Consider the following 19,509-nt stretch of genomic DNA (forward strand, 5'->3'; position numbering starts at 1 on the left):
ACAAAATTGCAGTCTGTTTCACACCGAATATTATTTGCCGGGGCGCCACAGTGGCGCGTCGCTACGATGAGATAGCCGTCCTCCATGTTTGGTTCCAACGACGACAAGAAGAACCCAGCTGCGGCTGGCGAGAAAAAAGGCCTGTTCGGATGGCTGCGCAGAAAGCCGCAGGAAACCGTCGTGGAACAACCCGCGCCTGCTCCCGAAATCACCCCAGAGCCGTTGATCGAGGCCACGCCAGTGGTCGTCGAGGCAACCCCTGAAGTGGTAGTGGTGACGGCAGCGCCTGTTGTTGAGCTGGCCCCTGTCCCACAGATCGTTCCTGAGCCGGCGCCATGGCCGTCCTTGCCCGTTGCCGAAGAGCCGGTGGCGCTGGTCGAGGATGTGCAAGCGCCGCATCTCGTGCCGCCGATCCCTGAGCCTGTGGTTGAAGTGCTTGAGGTGGTCGAGACTTTTGTAGAACCAGAACCAGAACCAGAACCAGTTGCCGTCGTAGCGCCGGTGGTCGTGCCTGTGCCTGTTCCGGTAGTGGCTGCACCTGTACCTGTACCTGTGGTTGAAGCCCCCGCCCCGGCTCCGGTAGTTGCGGCTGAGCCCAAGACCGGCTTCTTTGCCCGTCTCAAGCAGGGTCTGTCCAAAACCAGCGCCAGTATCGGCGAAGGTATGGCCAGCCTGTTTCTGGGCAAAAAGGTTATCGATGACGATCTGCTTGAAGAGATCGAAACCCGCTTGCTGACCGCCGATGTGGGTGTTGAAGCAACGTCGGTGATCATTAAAAACCTGACGCAGAAAGTCGCCCGCAAGCAACTGACCGATGCCGACGCGCTGTACAAGTCATTGCAGGATGAGTTGGCAGCCATGCTCAAGCCGGTTGAGCAGCCGCTGAAAATCGAATCCAGGAACAAGCCTTTCGTGATTCTGGTGGTGGGCGTCAATGGTGCGGGCAAAACCACTACCATTGGCAAATTGGCTAAAAAGCTGCAGCTCGAAGGCAAGAAAGTCATGCTGGCGGCCGGTGATACCTTCCGCGCAGCCGCCGTCGAGCAGTTGCAGGTGTGGGGTGAGCGCAACAACATTCCGGTGATTGCCCAGCACACGGGTGCTGACTCGGCTTCGGTGATCTTTGACGCCGTGCAAGCAGCCAAGGCCCGTGGCATCGACGTTTTGATCGCGGATACTGCCGGGCGCCTGCATACCAAAGACAACCTGATGGAAGAGCTGAAGAAAGTTCGCCGGGTTATCGGCAAGCTCGACGAAGACGCCCCGCACGAAGTGCTGCTGGTACTGGATGCCGGTACAGGGCAGAACGCTATTAGCCAGACCAAACAGTTTGACCAGACCGTTGCTCTTACCGGCCTGGCGTTGACCAAGCTGGATGGCACGGCCAAAGGCGGGGTCATTTTTGCCCTGGCCAAGCAATTCAATATCCCTATTCGCTTTATCGGTGTGGGTGAAGGCATCGATGATTTGCGTGATTTTGAATCCGAACCCTTTGTCCAGGCTCTATTTGCGGAGCGGGAGCGTCCATGATTCGTTTCGAGCAGGTCGGTAAGCGCTATCCAAATGGACACGTGGGCCTGCACGAGCTGAGCTTTCGGGTCCGTCGAGGTGAATTCCTCTTTGTGACCGGCCACTCCGGCGCAGGCAAAAGCACGCTGTTGCGCCTGTTGCTGGCAATGGAACGCCCGACCACCGGCAAATTGCTGCTGGCGGGGCAGGACCTGGGGCAGATCAGCAACGCGCAGATTCCTTTTTTGCGTCGCCAGATCGGCGTGGTGTTCCAGAACCACCAGTTACTGTTTGATCGCACGGTATTCAACAACGTTGCCTTGCCCCTGCAAATCCTCGGGTTGTCCAAGGCCGAGATCGCCAAGCGCGTTGACTCGGCACTGGAGCGCGTGGCGTTGTCGGATAAAACCGATCTGTACCCCGGAGACTTGTCCACGGGCCAACAGCAACGTGTCGGTATTGCCCGCGCCATCGTCCATCGTCCGGCCTTGCTGCTGGCCGATGAACCCACCGGTAACCTCGATCCGCGTTTGGCGGCGGAAATCATGGGCGTATTTGAAGACATCAACCGTTTGGGCACCAGCGTACTGATTGCCAGCCATGACCTGGCGCTGATCGCGCGTATGCGCCATCGCATGCTCACCTTGCAGCGCGGGCGATTGATTGGCGACGGGGAGGCTGCTGTATGAGTGCGACCCGCAGCTCCAAAGTGTCCGAACGCGTAGCGCCCAAGGCCGCCGACCCGCAGCCGCCGAAGAAAAAACACGATGATGACGATGGTCCGACCTTCGCCATGCTGTTTCACGCCTGGGTTGAGGCCCACCGTGCGAGTTTGCTCGACAGCCTCAAACGCCTTGGCAAGCAGCCAATTGGCAGCTTTTTTACCTGTCTGGTAATGGCCGTTGCGCTGAGCTTGCCCATGGGCTTGTCGTTGTTGCTGAACAATGTCGAGCGTCTGGGCGGTTCCTGGCAGCGTGCGGCGCAGATTTCGTTGTATTTGCAGATGGATGCCAGCAGTGAGCAGGGTGAAAAACTCAGCGATCAGATAAAAGGTATGGCGGGGGTGGCTGACGCCGAATTTATCAGCCGCGAAAAGGCCCTCGAAGAGTTCCAGCAGCAGTCAGGGCTGGGCGAAGCGCTGAAAGAGTTGCCTGATAACCCGTTGCCCGGTGTGGTGCTGGTGACCCCGGCCGAAGTCGATAAAGCCACCCTTGAAGCCCTTCGCGAGCGTCTTGCGCAGTTGCCGAAGGTGCAACAGGCGCAACTTGATCTAGTCTGGGTCGAGCGTTTGGCGGCCATCCTGAAGTTGGGTGATCGCTTTGTGTTTGGCTTGACGGTATTGCTGGTATCGGCTTTGCTGCTGGTTATCGGTAATACGATTCGTTTGCATATCGAGAATCGCCGTATCGAAATCGAAGTCATCAAGCTGGTTGGTGGTACTGACAGCTATGTACGCAGGCCATTTCTTTATATGGGTGCGCTTTATGGCTTTGGTGCGGGAGTATTGTCCTGGGGCGTATTGGCATTCGGCTTGGACTGGTTAAATGACGCGGTGGTAGGGTTGGCTGGCTTGTACGGCAGCAATTTTGCTTTGGCGGGTGTGCCGGTAGCCGATGGTCTGTCTCTCTTGCTTGGCGCGGTGCTGTTAGGGTATATCGGTGCATGGATTGCAGTAGCGCGTCACTTACGTGAGCTTTCGCCCAAGTAGTTCCTTTTACACCTGTTGACCTTTTCAGCTTTTTTTGGGAACTTTTTTCTGAATTCCCGGTCAACTTTCGCAGTGCTGAACTGCACGAGTTATGTAAGACGGAGGTTTTTTCGTATGACCACTTCTTTGCAACCTGCGTATGCGTTGGTCCCTGGTGCGAACCTTGAGGCCTATGTAAACACGGTGAACAGCATTCCATTGCTGACACCGGAGCAGGAGCGTGAACTGGCCGAGAGTCTCTACTATGAGCAGGATTTGGGGGCGGCTCGGCAGATGGTGCTCGCCCACCTGCGTTTTGTTGTACACATTGCCCGTAGTTATTCGGGTTATGGCCTGGCTCAGGCTGACCTGATCCAGGAAGGCAACGTCGGCCTGATGAAGGCGGTCAAACGCTTCAACCCTGAAATGGGCGTGCGTCTGGTTTCGTTCGCCGTTCACTGGATCAAGGCAGAGATCCACGAGTTTATTTTGCGTAACTGGCGGATCGTGAAAGTCGCGACCACCAAGGCTCAGCGCAAACTGTTCTTCAACCTGCGCAGCCAGAAAAAACGTTTGGCCTGGCTGAACAACGACGAAGTTCATCGTGTGGCTGAAAGCCTCGGCGTAGAGCCTCGTGAAGTCCGCGAGATGGAAAGCCGCCTGACCGGTCACGACATGGCGTTCGATCCGGCGGCCGAAGCTGACGACGACAGTGCGTTCCAGTCGCCAGCCAACTACCTGGAAGACCACCGGTACGACCCGGCGCGCCAATTGGAAGATGCTGACTGGACCGATAACTCCACCAGCAACCTGCATGAAGCGCTGGAAGTACTGGACGACCGCAGCCGTGACATTCTGTATCAGCGCTGGTTGGCTGAAGAAAAAGCCACGCTGCACGACCTGGCACAGAAGTACAACGTGTCTGCAGAGCGTATTCGTCAGCTGGAAAAAAGCGCGATGAACAAGCTCAAACTGTCGATTGCCGCCTAACACGGCCCGACAATAAAACGCCCCGATCTGATCGGGGCGTTTTTGTTTGTGCGGCGAGCTCACAAAAAACTGGCAGCTTCAATCAGCCCATGGCGCCTTACGCGAGGTGTTCAGGCCGTCGAGGTAGCTGTCCCCGCCCAACTGACTCATTTGCTGGCGAATCCAGCCTGCGCGACGACTCACGTATGAGCTGGGATGGCTGGCGCTCCAGTTCAGCGGGCTGGGTAGCACCGCAGCCAGATAACTGGCCTGCTGGCGCGAAAGGTTCTTGGCGCTTACACCAAAGTGATGCTGAGCCGCCGCTTCGGCCCCAAACACCCCTTCATCCCACTCCGCGCTATTGAGGTACACCTCAAGAATCCGCTGCTTGGGCCAGAGCACTTCAATCAGCCCGGTAAACCAGGCTTCCAGGCCTTTGCGCAACCAGCTGCGGCCAGACCATAAAAACAGGTTCTTCGACACTTGCTGGCTCAGCGTACTGGCGCCGCGCAACGTGCCGCCCTGCTCGTTGTGTACCAGCGCGGCCCGGATCGCTCCAAAGTCAAAACCCCAATGCTCGGGGAACTTTTGGTCTTCGCCAGCCATGACTGCCACTTTGAGGTCGTTGGAAATTTCATTCCAGGGACGCCAGCTGCGTTGCAGGTCAATGGGGTCGCCGTCGAACCACGACTCGACCTTGCGCTCCACCATCAGCGCCGTGCCGGGGGGTGGCACCCAGCGAAAAATCAGCACCAGTAATGCGCTGCCCACTGCGAACCAGAGCAGGGCTTTAAGAATGCGATGAACAAGAAAACGCAGCATAGATGGCTTGGCCGAACCCGTTGAGCGGGCCATTATACAGACCCTGCGCCATTCGATGATCCTGACTGGAGTTACCTCATGCTGCGCGTTTTTTTGATGCTGGCCGCGTTCTTCGGCTTTACCGGTGTTGCGCTGGGTGCATTCGCCGCCCACGGCCTGAAAGGTCGCTTGAGTGAACAGTACCTGGCTATTTTTCATACAGGCGTGACTTACCAACTGGTGCACACCCTGGCTCTGTTCGGTGTGGCCCTACTGGCCACTCATCTTCCAGGGCGTTTGGTGACCTGGGCCGGTGTCTGTTTCGCCCTTGGCATCGTGCTGTTTTCCGGCAGTTTGTACCTGCTGACCATGACCGGTATCAGCAAGCTGGGGATCATCACGCCCTTTGGTGGTCTGGCATTTTTGGCCGGCTGGCTGTGTTTGGGCCTGGCCGCCTGGCGCCTGAGCTAAGCCCGCAAGATGAATGGCTTGGGTCGACCTGACTGATCGGGATAGAATGCTGGCCCCTTAAAATGAAGGCAGCGTCGCGCATGCTCATTCAGTTGAACGGTGAATCCTTTGAACTACCGGACGGCGAGACCGTTGCGGACCTGCTGGCACGTCAGGAGCTGACCGGCCGCAGGGTCGCGGTCGAGCTTAACCTGGACATCGTCCCGCGCAGCCAGCATGCCGAGACGGTACTCAAGGCAGGCGATCAGGTCGAAGTGGTGCACGCCATCGGTGGTGGCTAGGTTTTCGCTCCACCCTTTACGCTCGCCCCCAGTGCACACAATTACAGAGGATTCCCGATGAGCAACGTTCGCACCGACAAGCCTTTTACCCTGGCTGGCCGTACTTATCAGTCGCGCCTGCTGGTAGGCACCGGCAAGTACCGTGACCTTGAAGAAACCCGTCTGGCCATTGAAGCCTCGGGTGCTGAAATCGTCACTGTTGCCGTGCGCCGTACCAACATCGGTCAAAACCCGGGCGAGCCGAACCTGCTCGACGTGCTGCCGCCGGATCGCTACACCATCCTGCCCAACACTGCCGGTTGCTATGACGCGGTTGAAGCCGTGCGCACCTGCCGTCTGGCCCGTGAGCTGCTCGACGGCCACAAGCTGGTCAAGCTCGAAGTGCTGGCCGATCAGAAAACCCTGTTCCCTAACGTTATCGAAACCCTCAAGGCTGCCGAGATTCTGGTCAAGGACGGTTTCGACGTGATGGTGTACACCAGCGATGATCCGATCATTGCCCGCGAGCTTGAAGCCATGGGCTGTATCGCCGTGATGCCGCTGGCGGGTCTGATTGGCACCGGTTTGGGGATCTGCAACCCCTACAACCTGCGCATCATCCTTGAAGAAGCAAAAATTCCGGTACTGGTCGATGCGGGTGTGGGCACTGCCTCCGACGCGACCATTGCCATGGAAATGGGCTGTGAGGCGGTGCTGATGAACTCGGCCATCGCCAACGCCCAGCACCCGATCATCATGGCCGAAGCCATGAAGCACGCCATTGTGGCGGGCCGTCTGGCGTATCTGGCCGGGCGCATGCCGAAAAAACTCTATGCCAGCGCCTCTTCGCCGCTGGATGGTCTGATCAAGTAAGAGCCACTGATGACTGAATCACTAGACACCCCAATCCCGGAAGAAGGCGAAGATCGCCAACACCGTCGCATCAAGAGTTTTGTGATGCGCGCCGGGCGCATGACCGAAGGCCAGCAACGCGGTCTCGATCAAGGCACGCCGCTGTACGTTCTGCCGCTGGCTGACGCGCCGGTCGATTTCGATCAGGTATTCGGTCGCTCTGCGCCGCGCACCCTCGAAATCGGCTTCGGCATGGGCCATTCCTTGCTGGAAATGGCTGCTGCTTCGCCTGAACAGGACTTTATCGGGGTAGAGGTTCACCGTCCGGGTGTTGGCGCGCTGCTCAATGGCGTGCTGACCCAGGGCCTGACCAACCTGCGGGTTTACGATTGCGATGCGATCGAAGTGCTGACCCGTTGCGTGGCTGACAACAGCCTTGACCGTCTGCTCCTGTTCTTCCCGGACCCTTGGCACAAGAGCCGTCACCACAAGCGCCGGATCGTGCAAGCGTCCTTCGCCGAACTGGTGCGCTCCAAGCTCAAGGCTGGCGGCGTGCTGCACATGGCGACCGACTGGGAACCGTATGCCGAGTACATGCTGGAAGTGATGAACGTTGCGCCGGGCTACCGTAACCTGGCCGAAGACGGCCTGTGCGTGCCGCGTCCGCCTGAGCGCCCGGTGACCAAATTCGAACGCCGTGGCGAACGTCTTGGGCATGGCGTGTGGGATCTGAAGTTCGAAAAACTGGCGTAAGCGGTTTTTTCATACCGGCCTCAACTCTGAGGCCGGTTCCGCACGGCATTTGTAGCAGCTGCCGAAGGCTGCGTTCGAGCGCGAAGCGGTCGTAAATCCTGAATGCGCAGTCTTCCTGAAAAAAACGCGTTATCTGACTTTACGACGGCTCTGCCGCCGGACGCAGCCTCGTTCCTTCGGCAGCTGCTACGAAATCGGTGTGGCCATAGTGTTCAGCGCCGATCTGCAACCACTCCGATCAACACCAGCACCACCAGCAACACCGGTGCCAGGCTGTAGTTGTTGAACTGGCTCAGCCCGCGTTCGACCCACGGCGTGGCGTAGATCAGTGCTGCGCCGCTGCCGATCAGGCACAACAACGCCATCAATGGCACGCGCAGTGCGCCGGCGATGCTGCCCAGGCGTTGCTCGACCCAGCCCTTGAAGTCGGCACCAAACAGCACCAGCACACAGCCAGTCAGGGCCAGAGCGATCTCCGAAAGATGGCTGCGGCTCCAGCGCGATACGGTGGCAAGCAGGTCAAGTACCAAGTCCATTCGAGTTCCTTAAGTCAAAAAGTGCTGCAGCAAGTCGTTGAGAAACAGCTGGCCTCGGGCAGTAGCCGCCAGTCGTGACGGTTCGACCTGTAATAAGCCACTTTGTTCGGCTTCTTTGCGTCCAACGCTCAAGCTGTCGAGGGGCAACCCGGTGCGCTGTGGATAAAGCGCCGAGTCGACACCATCGGTCAGGCGCAAGGCGTTCATTAGAAACTCAAAGGGTAGCTCTTCAGCTGTAAGAGTTTTCTCGCCTGCTTGAAAGTTTTTAGCTGGATTTAGGTAATCCTTTGGCAGGCGGGTTTTCCAGGTACGCACGATACGGCCATCGGGATGGCTCAATTTGCCGTGGGCGCCAGCGCCAATGCCAATAAAGTCGCCAAAGCTCCAGTAGTTCAGGTTGTGCCGCGCCGGGCGACCCGGCTGGGCATAGGCCGAGACTTCGTACTGGGCGTAGCCGTGTTCGGCGAGCAGCGCCTGACCGGCTTCCTGAATGTCCCACAGCGTGTCGTCTTCTGGCAGGACCGGTGGCTGATTCCAGAACACCGTGTTGGGCTCCAGTGTCAGCTGATACCACGAGAGGTGAGTCGGCTTGAGGGCGATAGCCTGGCGCAGGTCGCTCAGGGCATCGTCCAGCGACTGATCGGGCAAACCGTGCATCAGGTCCAGGTTGAAGTTGTCAAAGCCCGCCTGGCGCGCCATCCCGGCCGCACGCACGGCTTCGTCACCGTTGTGGATACGGCCCAGGGCCTGCAGTTTTTCTTGCTGGAAGCTCTGGATACCGATCGACAGGCGATTGATCCCCAGCTTGCGGTAAGCCACGAACTTTTCCTGCTCGAACGTACCGGGGTTGGCTTCGAGGGTAATTTCGATATCGCTGGCAAACGGGATACGCGCTTCAACGCCCTTGAGCAGGCGCCCCAGTGCTTGCGCGCTGAACAGGCTCGGCGTACCGCCGCCGAAGAAGATCGAGCTCAGTTCACGGTCATAAACCGCGTGCAGGTCCTGATCGAGATCGGCCAGCAGCGCGTCGACGTATTCGTCTTCGGGCAGCACCGGGCTTGCGGTGTGGGAGTTGAAGTCGCAATACGGGCATTTGCGCACGCACCACGGGATATGGATGTACAGCGACAAGGGTGGCAATTGGCTCAGCGGCGCGCGCGGCGCCTGCTGGGTAAAGCCAGCCGCGCCCAGATAGAGCGGCTGTGGTGGTGTGTCGTGGGTCATTTCAGGCCCAAACGCTGACGCAGCAAAACCATGGCACGGGCGCGATGGCTCAGCTGGTTTTTCTCCGTCGGGCTAAGTTCGGCGCTGGAGCAGTTGCGCTCGGGCACCCAGAACAGCGGGTCATAGCCAAAACCGTGCTCGCCGCTGGCAGCGGGCAGGATGCGCCCGTGCCACAGGCCCTCGCAGATAATCGGCAGCGGATCATCGGCGTGGCGCACCAGTGCCAGCACGCAGACAAATTGCGCGCCGCGCTCGGCTTCGGGTACGTCCTTGAGAGCATCAAGCAGCTTGGCATTGTTCGCCGCGTCACCTTTGCCGTCGGCATAACGCGCCGAGTAAATGCCTGGGGCGCCGCCGAGAAAGTCCACCGCCAGCCCCGAGTCATCGGCCAGCGCCGGCAAACCCGAGATGCGCGCCGCATTGCGGGCTTTAAGAATTGCGTTTTCAACAAACGACAAACCGGTTTCATCCGGTTCGACGCTGCTGAACTCTCCAATCGAGCGCAACTGCACCGACTCGCCGAGCATGGCCTGAAGTTCTTTGAGTTTGCCGGCGTTGTGGCTAGCCAGTACCAGTTGCGTAAGGTTCATCATTCGATTGGAGCGACCATTTGAGAAAATTGGATGGTTTCAGAGGTTGCGCCGCCAGCCTTCACATCGACCTTGAAGGTGAAGGTCTGCGGTCCAGCCACCGGGAACTGGGCCAGGTAATTGATTTCGCCGTTCTTGCCCACCTGACGGAAAGTCAGCGGCGTTGGCTTGGCGTCGCCACTCTGGACCGTGCCCTGAACGTTGGCTGCAATGTTCTTGCCGCCCTTGTTCAGAGTAATGTTTAGCACCGCATTGGTTTTGCTGCGGGTGACTTCCACTTCATTGGCGATGTCCGGCGTCAGGAAAGTCGACGGGAACGCGTTGTAATACACCGTTGTGTCGCCAAACGTCTGCTGACGTTGGGCAGATGTGCCATCAGCGGCAAATGCCTGCATGCCAAAACACATCGAAAGCAGTAGTAATCCAATACGACCCATTGTCATTCTCCTTGAACGTGCGGATTCAGACCGCGACTTGATGATCCTGAAGGCCAGGACTGCTGACACGATAAATGCCAATCTCGCCCAACAGGTTAGGCCATATCTTGCTCGCCCACCCGTGTCGATGTTGTTGATCTACAGCAAGGCGATTGATCACTTGTGCTTCGCGCCCACGGCACAGCGCTTCGAAGTCTTCGAAAGTGCAGAAGTGAATGTTCGGCGTGTTGTACCAGGTGTAGGGCAGAAAATCGGAAACCGGCATCCGCCCCTTGCTGGCCAAGTACCAGCGGCAGCGCCAGTGACCGAAGTTGGGGAAGGTAATGATGCATTGGCGGCCCACCCGCAGCATTTCGTCGAGGATCCGGTCGGGGTAATGCACGGCTTGCAACGCCTGGGTCATGACCACGATGTCGAAACTGTTGCTGGCGAAGTTGCCCAGCCCCTTGTCCAGATCCTGTTCGATCACGTTGATGCCTTTGGCGACACACTCGGCGATGTTGTCCGGGTCGTTTTCCAGACCGTAGCCGGTGACTTGCTTATTGTCGCGCAGCCAGCTCAGCAGTTCGCCATCACCACAACCGAGGTCGAGCACGCGGCTGCCAGCGGGGATCCAGTCTTGGATGATTTCCAGGTCGGCTCTCATGGCGTTCTCACAGTTCTATGCGGTTCATGTAGTTGCTGAAGGCTTGCAGGTAGCGCGGGATCGGAATCAGGAAGGCGTCATGGCCTTGCGGAGCGTCGATCTCCAGATAGCACACGTCTTTTTTCGCGGCCATCAGTGCATCCACCAGTTCCCGCGAGCGGGCTGGCGAGAAACGCCAGTCGGTGGTGAACGACATCACGCAAAAACGCGCCTTGGCCCCGGCAAAGGTCTTGGCCAGGTCGTCGTCGAAGTTGGCTGCCGGGTCGAAGTAGTCCAGCGCCTTGGTCATCAACAGGTAAGTGTTGGCGTCGAAACGCCCGGAAAACTCTTCGCCCTGATAACGCAGGTAGCTCTCGACCTGAAACTCGACGCTGTGGAAGTCGTAGTTGAGGTTTTCGTTCTTCAGGCCACGGCCGAATTTCTCACCCATCGAGTCATCGGACAGGTACGTGATATGCCCGACCATGCGCGCCAGCATCAGGCCGCGCTTGGGGATCACGCCTTTTTCCTGGAACGAACCACCGTGGAACTCGGGGTCGGTGAGGATGGCCTGACGGGCGACTTCGTTGAACGCGATATTTTGCGCGGACAATTTGGGTGCCGAGGCAATTGCCAGGCAATGGCGCAGGCGATCCGGGTAGCTGATGCTCCATTGCAGCGCCTGCATGCCGCCCAGGCTGCCACCGATCACTGCGGCCCACTGGTTGATACCCAGCCGGTCAGCCAAGCGTGCTTGGCTATGGACCCAATCTTCAACGGTCAATACCGGGAACTCGGCGCCAAACGGGCGGCCGGTATCGGGATTGATGCTGCTCGGGCCTGTAGAGCCGTTGCAGCCGCCCAGGTTGTTCAGGCTGACGACGAAGAACTTGTTGGTATCGATGGGCTTGCCGGGACCTATGCAACTGTCCCACCAGCCGGGCTTGCGTTCATCGGCGCTGTGATAGCCCGCCGCGTGATGGTGCCCTGATAGCGCGTGACAGATCAGCACGGCATTACTGGCCGTGGCATTGAGCTGGCCGTAGGTTTCGTAGATCAGATCATAGGCAGGCAGTGAGCGGCCGCAGGCTAAAGCCAGGGGCTCGTTGAAGTGCGCCATTTGCGGCACAACCAGACCAACGGAATCGGGGGGAAAGGCAGTTGGCATCGACCCTGCTCTCATTTAAATGAGGCGTAAGTCTAATGAGCGGGGGGCAGAGCGGCAAGGACAAGAAACTCCGTAGCAGCTGCCGAAGGTACGAGGCTGCGTTCGGCGGCGAAGCCGTCGTAAATTCAGGCAGTACGGTGTGTCAGTTTAAAAGTGCACTCTGGTTTTACGATCGCTTCGCAATCGAACGCAGCCTCGTACCTTCGGCAGCTGCTACAAATGATCGGGCCTGGCCAGTCCCGGCAAATCCGGCAGTTTTTTCGGTGCGCGCAAACGCACGCGTTTCTGCCGGTTGAGTTCGCCGCTGATCAGGCTTACCTGGCTTTTGGAGATGCCGAACGCCTTGGCCAGAAAGGCCATCAGGTGGGCGTTGGCCTTGCCTTCTACCGGTGGGGCGGTGAGGCGGATTTTCAGACGCTCACCGTGCAGGCCAGCAAACTCGTCGCTGCTGGCCTTGGGTTGCAGGTGGCAGTCGAGAATCAGATCCTCGCCGTCCCAACGGAAGTAGCTCATCAGATCAGGCCGAACAACACGACCGGCATGCCGACATACATGGCCAATGGCGGGATCACGTAGCTCTGGATCAACTGGATCACCATAAACGCCAGAATTGGCGAGATATCCAGGCCGCCCATGCTCGGCAGAAAGCGGCGGAACGGTGCCAGGGCAGGTTCGGTGATCTGGTTGACCAGCTCAGCGCCAGGGCTGGTGCTGCCCGGTGCTACCCACGAGAGGATCACGTTGATGATCAAGGCAAAGAAGAACACCTTCAAAAACAGCGCGGTCACCCCAATGATCGCCCACAGCAGCAGGCCGAGCACGTTGAACGACATGTAGCTGAGTGTCAGCACCACGGCGAAAATCACCATCTGCACCACGATGGCCAGCACCAGCGACGACATGTCCAGGCCGAACAGGCTCGGAATCACCCGGCGCAAAGGCTTGAGCAGGGGTTGGGTGGCTTTTACCGTGAACTGGCACAGTGGGTTGTAGAAGTTGGCCCGCACCAGCTGCAGGATAAACCGCAGCAGAACGATCAGCAGGTAGAGGCTACCCAGGGTTTGAATTACGAAAATGGCTGCGCCATTTAGTCCGGACATCATGTGCTCCTTATTGACCCAGTTGTTCGGCCATTTCGGCCGAGCGGTGCGCGGCGGCACTCAATGCTTTTTCGACCGAGGCTGCGAAGCCGTCGGCCTGGAATGATTTGATTGCAGCTTCGGTCGTCCCGGCTGGCGAAGTCACGCGGCGGCGCAATTCGGCGGCGTCGACATCGCTGCCCACGGCCATGTGCGCGGCGCCCAGCGCCGTTTGTTCGGCAAGCTGCTTGGCGACTTCGCGCGGCAGGCCGAGTTTGACCCCGGCATCGGTCATGGCTTCGATCAGCAGGAAGAAGTACGCCGGGCCACTGCCGGATACGGCGGTCACGGCATCGATCTGCGCGTCGCTATCGACCCACACCACAATGCCCACGGCACTCAGCAGTTGCTCGGCCAGTTGACGTTGCTCGACGCTCACCTGCGCGGTGGCGTACAGGCCGCTCACGCCCTTGCCCAGCAATGCCGGGGTATTGGGCATACAGCGCACCAGCGGCTGGTTACCCAGCCAGTTGAGCAGGCTGGCGCAGGTGATACCGGCGGCAATCGATACCAGCAGTTGATGCGGCAACAGGTGCGGACGCAGGTCCTGGCACACGGCTTTCATGGCCTGCGGCTTGACTGCGATCACAATTACGTCGGCGTCTTGAATCGCCTGCGCGTTTTCGGCAAACAGTTCGATGCCATGCTCGGCGGCCACTTTGGCCCGAGTCTCGGCACCGGGATCGCTGGCGCGGATCTGTGCTGCATCCAGACCTTTGGCCAGCAGGCCGCCGATCAGGCTGGAAGCCATGTTTCCGGCGCCGATAAAGGCAATACGCGTTTTGCTCATAACCGATCCTTATAAAAAATGAGGGAGGCCCTTTCAGGCCTGGCCGTAGTCGCGGGCGCCAAATAATGCAGTGCCAATGCGCACCCAGGTGGCGCCTTGGGCAATAGCCGACTCCAGGTCGTGGCTCATGCCCATTGAAAGCGTGTCGAGGCCCATATTCAGGCTCTCTTGCAGCGTGCGTACCGTGGCAAACGCGGCGTCTTGCTCGGTGCGGTCTTCAGTCGGCTCCGGAATCGCCATCAAGCCGCGCAATTTCACACGTGGCAGTGCGCTGATAGCGGCTGCCAGCGCAGGCAAGTCTGCCGGGGTGCAGCCTGATTTACTGGCCTCACCACTGACATTGACCTGAATACAGATATTGAGCGGCGGCAGGTCTTCGGGGCGCTGTTCAGACAAGCGCTGGGCAATTTTCAACCGGTCCACGGAGTGCACCCAGGCAAAATACTCGGCGATGTCGCGCGTCTTGTTCGATTGAATGGGGCCGATGAAGTGCCAACACAAGGGCAGGTCGGCTAATTCAACCTGTTTGGCGCGGGCCTCCTGCAAGTAATTCTCGCCAAAGTCGCGAACCCCGGCGGCATAGGCCTCACGCAACGCGGCAGCAGGTTTGGTCTTGCTGACAGCGAGTAGATGAATGCTCGTTACATCACGTTGCACAGCCAGTGCTGCAGCCCGGATGCGAGCCTCAACCTGGGCAATGTTGCCTGCTATCGTGGACATTCGTTTAAGCCCGCCGTTGTGAAAGTCTGCGGCATTCTACTGGAATTGGGAGGGGGGATGGATATCGCCGACCTGTTGGCGTTCAGCGTCAACCAAGGGGCTTCGGACTTACACCTGTCAGCGGGCGTGGTGCCGATGCTGCGCATAGATGGCGATATGCAGCGCTGCGATTTACCGATGCTGGAGGCGGAGCAGGCGCGAGGGCTTATCCACAGCACCATGACCGATGCCCAGCGCGGCGCGTTTGAGGCGCAACATGAAGCCGACTTTGCCTATGCCGTGCCGGGGTTAGGCCGCTTTCGGGTCAATGCCTTTGAACAGCAGCGCGGTTCGGGTGCGGTGTTTCGCAGTATCTCCCAGGCAGTACCCAGCCTTGAGTCGATGGGCCTGGGCGAGGTATTCAGCCAGCTTTGCCATGCCCCACACGGGCTGATCCTGGTGACGGGGGCTACGGGCTCGGGCAAGACCACCACCCTGGCGGCGATGATCGATCACCTCAACAGCACCCGCCAGCAGCACATCCTTACTCTTGAAGATCCAATAGAGTTCATCCACGAACCGCGCCAGTGCCTGATCAATCAGCGCGAGGTGCATCGCCACAGCCACAGCTTTGCTGCAGCCTTGCGTTCGGCCATGCGTGAGGACCCGGACGTGATCATGCTCGGCGAAATGCGAGACCTGGACACCATCCGGCTGGCACTGACAGCAGCGGAAACCGGGCATCTGGTGTTGGCCACGTTGCATACTTCCTCGGCGGCCAAGACCATCGACCGGATGGTGGATGTGTTTCCCGGCGAAGAAAAGACCATGGTGCGCACTCTACTTTCGCAGTCACTGCAGGCGGTGATTTCCCAGACGCTGGTGAAAAAGGTCGGAGGCGGGCGGGTAGCGGCTCACGAAATCATGCTGGCTACGCCTGCGATTCGAAATCTGATCCGGGAAAACAAGGTGGCGCAGATGCTCTCGGCAATCCAGACCGGCGGGGCGGTTGGCATGCAGACGCTGGAGATGTGCCTGGAACGGCTGAGGGAGAAAGGGCTGATCAACACCTTGTAGATACTCTGTTCCAGGTCAAGCCCCCAGTGGGAGCGAGCATGAAGTATCTTTGTAGCCGCTGACGAGTAGAACGAGGCTGCGTTCGGTAAACCCTGAGCCCCGGATTCAACTGGCACACCATAGCGCCTGATTTCACGACGACTACATCGCCGATCGCAGCTTCGCCGGAGCTCGACAGCGGCTACAGGTTTTGCTGTTTAGCGCTGAGCTACTCGCAGAGTGCCGGCTTCTTTAGGCAGTACGCGTTTGGCGACCACGTAGTGGCTCTGCCAGTAAGGCTTCTTCAGCGTGTCGATAGTCACCGACTTGCCACGACGCGGGGCATGGATAAAGCGGTCGTTGCCCAAGTAGATGGCGACGTGGTTGACCTTGCGGCTCTTGATGTTGAAAAACAGCAAGTCGCCGGGTTTCAAATCCTTGCGTTCGACCTTTTGCCCATGACCGCTGGCCATTTCGCTGGAGGTGCGCGGCAAATCAACGGCCGCAACGTCATTAAAGGCGTATTTGACCAGACCACTGCAGTCAAACCCTTTACTTGGGCTGCTGCCGCCCCAACGATAAGGGGTGCCCAACACGTTTACTGCGCGGCTCAACACCGTGCTGCTTTGTTTGTTGGCAGCGGCCAGTGAAGCGGTCGCAATTTTGCCGGGGGCTTTGCGGTGGGCTTTACTGGACGCAGGACGTGTTACGGTTTTGGTCGTGGCCTTGCTGTTAGAGGCTACATAGGCAACGCCCGCAGATGGTTTTGCGGTGTAACCGGTGAAGCCCGAAGGAAGATGTTGCTCACGATTGGTGGCGTGGGCGGCCAGTGGCATTAATAGGCAAATGGTTAGCCATGTCTTGAATATAGGACGCATTCGGCAGGGCTCAATGGTTATAAACGCGAAACTTTATAACAGCTTTTTTGTCCTTTCTCAGGCCATTTGTCGGTTGGACCTGGGGGTCAAATTTCGCAAAGGTGGTGGCAAATTGTCACATGCCTACGGTGTAGGTCAGGTACTACAAGGCTTTGCGGCAATTCTTGTAAGACACTTTTACCTTTTACGCGACAGTAAAAAAGTCACAAAAAACTTCACAATATTTTTCTATCAGCAGCCAAGAGGGCATTTATGAGCGGCTATCGAGACGATGTACAGCGCGATACTCACAGCAAAGTGCTGGGCTATTTGCTGTGGATTTTTGGATTTCTGGGCGCACACCGCTTCTATTACGGCAAGCCGGTGACCGGGACGATCTGGTTTTTTACATTGGGTTTGCTGGGTATTGGCTGGTTGATCGACTTGTTCCTGATCCCGAGCATGGACCGTGAAGCCGATTTACGTTTCACCGCAGGTGACACTGACTACAGCGTGGCCTGGATTCTGCTGACGTTTCTGGGGTTGTTCGGTGTACACCGCATGTACATGGGTAAATGGATCACGGGGATCATCTACCTGTTTACCGGCGGTTTGTTCCTGATCGGTATCTTGTATGACTTCTGGACCTTGAATACACAGATCTCGATCAAGAACGCAGAGCGTCGTTAACTGACGAACCCTGTCGACACTCTGTGCCCGGTCAAGGCCCTTTGTGGGAGCGAGCCTGCTCGCGAATGATCTTCGCGAGCAGGCTCGCTCCCACGGCTACAGGTTGGTCGTACTGCTTCAGCCTTCGTAACTGATCCGGCCATCCACCAGCGTGTAACGCACGGCACTCGGCAGGCAATGGCCGAGGAACGGGCAGTTGTCGCCTTTGGAATACCATTTTTCGCCGACCAGGGTCGAAGCCGCCGGGTCAAACAGCACCAGATCTGCAGTCGAACCCACCGCCAGCTTGCCGGCCGGTAGGCGCAGTGCCTGAGCCGGGCCTGCGCTGAGGCGTGACAGCAGGGTAGGCAAGTCCAGCAGGCCGTCTTCGACCAGGGTCATCGCCAGAGGCAGCAACACTTCAACGCTGCTCATGCCCGGCTCGGTAGCGCCGAACGGTGCCAGTTTGGCGTCGCGCTCGTGGGGTTGGTGATGGCTGGAGATGGCTTGTACCACACCCGACTTCACGGCCTCACGTAGGCCATCGCGGTCGGCACGGGTGCGCAACGGCGGTTGCACGTGGTAAACGCTGGAGAAGTCCACCAGCGCTTCATCCGTCAAAATCAGCTGATACAACGCCACATCGGCCGTGACTTTCAGGCCGCGGGCCTGGGCCTGAGCGATCAGGGCCACGCCGCGAGCGCTGGTCAGTTGGCTGAAGTGTGCGCGCACGCCGCTTTGCTCAACCAGCAACAAGTCGCGGGCCAGGGCCACGGTTTCGGCGGTTTCCGGGATGCCCGGCAAACCACGGAATGCTGCCATCGCGCCGTCGTGGGCAATACCGCCCTCGGCCAGGTCACGGTCCTGGGAGTGGAAAATCACCGTCAGGTCGAAGGTGGCCGCGTATTCCAGCGCCCGGCACAGGGTGCGGGTATTGGTGAAACTGTTGAGGCCGTTGCCAAATGCCACGCAACCCGCGTCGCGCAAGGCGATCAATTCTGCAAGTTGCTCGCCGTCCAGGCCTTTGCTCAGTGCACCGATCGGAAACACTTTGCAGTTGCCAGCTTCGCGGGCGCGGTCGAGGATCAGCTCGGCGACTGCCGAAGTGTCCAACACCGGCTTGGTGTGCGGTGGGCAGCACAGGCTGGTAACGCCCCCGGCCGCGGCCGCGCGGGTTTCGCTGGCAATGGTGCCTTTGCGGCTGTAACCCGGTTCGCGCAGGGCAACGTTCAGGTCAACCAGCCCTGGGGCTGCTACCAGGCCTTTGGCTTCGATGGTTTGCGTCGGGGTGAAACCGACTGGCGCTGCGCCAATAGCAATGATCTTGCCGGCTTCCAGGTGCAGGTCAGTCACTTGATCCAGCTGGCTGCTCGGATCAATTACACGGGCGCCGAGAATGCTGATCTTCACTGGGCGTTCTCCTGTTCGAATTGGCGCTGGGCGGTTTGCCCGCTCATGGTCATGGACAATACGGCCATGCGTACGGCAATGCCGTAGGTCACCTGATTGAGGATCACCGAGTGCGGACCATCGGCCACGGCGGATTCAATCTCGACGCCGCGGTTGATCGGGCCAGGGTGCATCACGATGCAGTCGGGCTTGGCACCGGCCAGGCGCGCGGTGGTCAGGCCGAACAGGCGGTAGAACTCGCCTTCGCTCGGCAGCAGGCCACCGGACATGCGTTCGCGCTGCAGGCGCAGCATGATCACCACATCGACGTCCTTCAGGCCTTCGGTCATGTCGGTGTAGACCTTCACGCCGTATTGCTCGATACCGATCGGCAGCAGGGTTTTTGGCGCGATGACGCGGATGTCCGGGCAGCCAAGGGTCTTGAGGGCGATCATGTTCGAGCGCGCTACCCGCGAGTGCAGGATGTCGCCGACGATGGCCACCGACAGGTTTTCAAAGCCGCCCTTGTGCCGACGGATAGTGAGCATGTCGAGCATGCCCTGGGTCGGGTGAGCGTGACGGCCGTCGCCGCCGTTGATGATCGCCACCTGAGGGCACACGTGCTCGGCAATAAAGTGCGCCGCGCCGGAATCGCCATGGCGTACCACGAACATGTCGGCGGCCATGGCTTCAAGGTTGCGCAGGGTGTCGAGCAGGGTCTCGCCCTTGCTCGCCGACGAGGTCGACACGTTAAGTGTGATCACGTCGGCAGACAGGCGCTGGGCGGCCATCTCAAAAGTAGTACGGGTGCGGGTGGAGTTCTCGAAGAACACGTTGCATACGGTTTTACCGCGCAGCAACGGGACTTTTTTCACCGCCCGGGCGCCGACTTCGAGGAACGAGTCGGCGGTGTCGAGGATTTCAGTCAGCAGCTCACGGCGCAAACCGTCGAGCGACAGAAAGTGGCGCAGCTGGCCCTGATCATTGAGCTGCAGCGGGCGCTTGGCGTCGGTAGGCGTCATCGCAAT

The 19,509-nt window shown here is 58.9% G+C and carries 24 protein-coding genes; 10 read left to right on the plus strand and 14 right to left on the minus strand.

All coding sequences use genetic code 11. The annotated features are described in order from the left end of the window. The first annotated feature begins 84 nt into the window (after positions 1–84). The 4 genes from ftsY (at position 85) to rpoH (ending at position 4,186) form a co-directional block, all read left to right on the plus strand. Positions 85–1,530 (plus strand): signal recognition particle-docking protein FtsY, encoded by a 1,446-nt coding sequence (ftsY, locus tag N7D90_RS01375; RefSeq protein ID WP_261740558.1) that lies wholly within the window; start codon positions 85–87, stop codon positions 1,528–1,530. Next, a complete protein-coding gene (gene ftsE / locus N7D90_RS01380) occupies positions 1,527–2,198 on the plus strand; it encodes a cell division ATP-binding protein FtsE (RefSeq protein ID WP_261740559.1) in 672 nt (223 codons plus the stop codon). The genes ftsY and ftsE overlap by 4 nt, the downstream gene beginning before the upstream one ends. Continuing rightward, on the plus strand, positions 2,195–3,217 hold the full coding sequence (gene ftsX / locus N7D90_RS01385; protein ID WP_261740560.1) for a permease-like cell division protein FtsX: 1,023 nt from the start codon (positions 2,195–2,197) through the stop codon (positions 3,215–3,217). The genes ftsE and ftsX overlap by 4 nt, the downstream gene beginning before the upstream one ends. Before the next feature lie 114 nt (positions 3,218–3,331). Beyond that, positions 3,332–4,186, plus strand: coding sequence for an RNA polymerase sigma factor RpoH (gene rpoH / locus N7D90_RS01390; protein WP_004419731.1), 855 nt, complete (start codon positions 3,332–3,334; stop codon positions 4,184–4,186). A 78-nt stretch (positions 4,187–4,264) separates the two neighbouring features. Here rpoH and mtgA read toward each other — a convergent pair whose 3' ends face one another. Then, a complete protein-coding gene (mtgA, locus tag N7D90_RS01395; RefSeq protein ID WP_405046609.1) occupies positions 4,265–5,020 on the minus strand; it encodes a monofunctional biosynthetic peptidoglycan transglycosylase in 756 nt (251 codons plus the stop codon). A 45-nt stretch (positions 5,021–5,065) separates the two neighbouring features. Between mtgA and N7D90_RS01400 the strand changes: the two genes are divergently transcribed. The 4 genes from N7D90_RS01400 to trmB all read left to right on the plus strand — a co-directional run bounded on the left by N7D90_RS01400 (position 5,066) and on the right by trmB (position 7,302). Then, a complete protein-coding gene (locus N7D90_RS01400; protein WP_261740561.1) occupies positions 5,066–5,437 on the plus strand; it encodes a DUF423 domain-containing protein in 372 nt (123 codons plus the stop codon). An 80-nt stretch (positions 5,438–5,517) separates the two neighbouring features. Then, positions 5,518–5,718, plus strand: a complete 201-nt coding sequence (gene thiS / locus N7D90_RS01405; protein WP_016782550.1) for a sulfur carrier protein ThiS — start codon at positions 5,518–5,520, stop codon at positions 5,716–5,718. Positions 5,719–5,775: 57 nt separating this feature from the next. Next, complete coding sequence (locus N7D90_RS01410; RefSeq protein WP_261740562.1) at positions 5,776–6,570, plus strand: thiazole synthase; 795 nt, start codon at positions 5,776–5,778, stop codon at positions 6,568–6,570. Positions 6,571–6,579: 9 nt separating this feature from the next. Then, positions 6,580–7,302 (plus strand): tRNA (guanosine(46)-N7)-methyltransferase TrmB, encoded by a 723-nt coding sequence (trmB, locus tag N7D90_RS01415; protein ID WP_133075160.1) that lies wholly within the window; start codon positions 6,580–6,582, stop codon positions 7,300–7,302. A 212-nt stretch (positions 7,303–7,514) separates the two neighbouring features. On the opposite strand, the gene N7D90_RS01420 is transcribed toward trmB, so the two are convergent. The 10 genes from N7D90_RS01420 to N7D90_RS01465 form a co-directional block, all read right to left on the minus strand. After that, the gene (locus tag N7D90_RS01420; protein WP_261740563.1) at positions 7,515–7,838 is read right to left on the minus strand and encodes a DUF3392 domain-containing protein; all 324 of its coding nucleotides are present in this window, start codon (positions 7,836–7,838) and stop codon (positions 7,515–7,517) included. Between the two features lie 9 nt (positions 7,839–7,847). After that, positions 7,848–9,062, minus strand: coding sequence for a radical SAM family heme chaperone HemW (gene hemW, locus N7D90_RS01425; protein ID WP_261740564.1), 1,215 nt, complete (start codon positions 9,060–9,062; stop codon positions 7,848–7,850). Beyond that, positions 9,059–9,655, minus strand: a complete 597-nt coding sequence (rdgB, locus tag N7D90_RS01430) for an RdgB/HAM1 family non-canonical purine NTP pyrophosphatase (RefSeq protein ID WP_261740565.1) — start codon at positions 9,653–9,655, stop codon at positions 9,059–9,061. Before rdgB ends, hemW begins: the two co-directional genes overlap by 4 nt. Next, positions 9,652–10,089 carry a DUF4426 domain-containing protein gene (locus N7D90_RS01435; protein WP_261740566.1) on the minus strand — a complete coding sequence of 146 codons (438 nt, stop codon included), beginning with the start codon at positions 10,087–10,089 and terminating at the stop codon, positions 9,652–9,654. The genes rdgB and N7D90_RS01435 overlap by 4 nt, the downstream gene beginning before the upstream one ends. 25 nt (positions 10,090–10,114) lie before the next feature. Beyond that, positions 10,115–10,735, minus strand: coding sequence for a methionine biosynthesis protein MetW (gene metW / locus N7D90_RS01440; protein ID WP_019828045.1), 621 nt, complete (start codon positions 10,733–10,735; stop codon positions 10,115–10,117). A gap of 7 nt (positions 10,736–10,742) precedes the next feature. Beyond that, positions 10,743–11,882 (minus strand): homoserine O-acetyltransferase, encoded by a 1,140-nt coding sequence (locus N7D90_RS01445; RefSeq protein WP_261740567.1) that lies wholly within the window; start codon positions 11,880–11,882, stop codon positions 10,743–10,745. 213 nt (positions 11,883–12,095) lie between these two features. Further along, positions 12,096–12,395: a DUF167 domain-containing protein gene (locus N7D90_RS01450; protein ID WP_261740568.1), complete on the minus strand. Its 300-nt coding sequence runs from the start codon at positions 12,393–12,395 to the stop codon at positions 12,096–12,098. Then, positions 12,395–12,982, minus strand: a complete 588-nt coding sequence (locus tag N7D90_RS01455) for a YggT family protein (protein ID WP_261740569.1) — start codon at positions 12,980–12,982, stop codon at positions 12,395–12,397. The genes N7D90_RS01450 and N7D90_RS01455 overlap by 1 nt, the downstream gene beginning before the upstream one ends. A 10-nt stretch (positions 12,983–12,992) precedes the next feature. After that, positions 12,993–13,811, minus strand: coding sequence for a pyrroline-5-carboxylate reductase (proC, locus tag N7D90_RS01460; RefSeq protein ID WP_261740570.1), 819 nt, complete (start codon positions 13,809–13,811; stop codon positions 12,993–12,995). A 33-nt stretch (positions 13,812–13,844) separates the two neighbouring features. Next, positions 13,845–14,531 carry a YggS family pyridoxal phosphate-dependent enzyme gene (locus N7D90_RS01465; protein ID WP_261740571.1) on the minus strand — a complete coding sequence of 229 codons (687 nt, stop codon included), beginning with the start codon at positions 14,529–14,531 and terminating at the stop codon, positions 13,845–13,847. 57 nt (positions 14,532–14,588) lie between these two features. On the opposite strand from N7D90_RS01465, the gene N7D90_RS01470 reads away from it, so the two are divergent. After that, positions 14,589–15,587: a type IV pilus twitching motility protein PilT gene (locus N7D90_RS01470; protein ID WP_261740572.1), complete on the plus strand. Its 999-nt coding sequence runs from the start codon at positions 14,589–14,591 to the stop codon at positions 15,585–15,587. A 197-nt stretch (positions 15,588–15,784) separates the two neighbouring features. On the opposite strand, the gene N7D90_RS01475 is transcribed toward N7D90_RS01470, so the two are convergent. Beyond that, positions 15,785–16,444, minus strand: a complete 660-nt coding sequence (locus N7D90_RS01475) for a C40 family peptidase (protein ID WP_261740573.1) — start codon at positions 16,442–16,444, stop codon at positions 15,785–15,787. 252 nt (positions 16,445–16,696) lie between these two features. On the opposite strand from N7D90_RS01475, the gene N7D90_RS01480 reads away from it, so the two are divergent. Then, positions 16,697–17,113, plus strand: a complete 417-nt coding sequence (locus N7D90_RS01480; RefSeq protein ID WP_261740574.1) for an NINE protein — start codon at positions 16,697–16,699, stop codon at positions 17,111–17,113. Between the two features lie 117 nt (positions 17,114–17,230). Here the strand turns inward: N7D90_RS01480 and N7D90_RS01485 are convergent, their stop codons facing one another. Further along, entirely contained in the window at positions 17,231–18,502 is a 1,272-nt protein-coding gene (locus tag N7D90_RS01485) for a dihydroorotase (protein WP_261740575.1), read from the minus strand. Beyond that, complete coding sequence (locus tag N7D90_RS01490; protein ID WP_019828034.1) at positions 18,499–19,503, minus strand: aspartate carbamoyltransferase catalytic subunit; 1,005 nt, start codon at positions 19,501–19,503, stop codon at positions 18,499–18,501. Before N7D90_RS01490 ends, N7D90_RS01485 begins: the two co-directional genes overlap by 4 nt. Between the last annotated feature and the right edge of the window lie 6 nt (positions 19,504–19,509).

Source organism: Pseudomonas fragi (assembly GCF_025426255.1).
In the GTDB taxonomy this organism is placed as follows: domain Bacteria; phylum Pseudomonadota; class Gammaproteobacteria; order Pseudomonadales; family Pseudomonadaceae; genus Aquipseudomonas; species Aquipseudomonas kulmbachensis.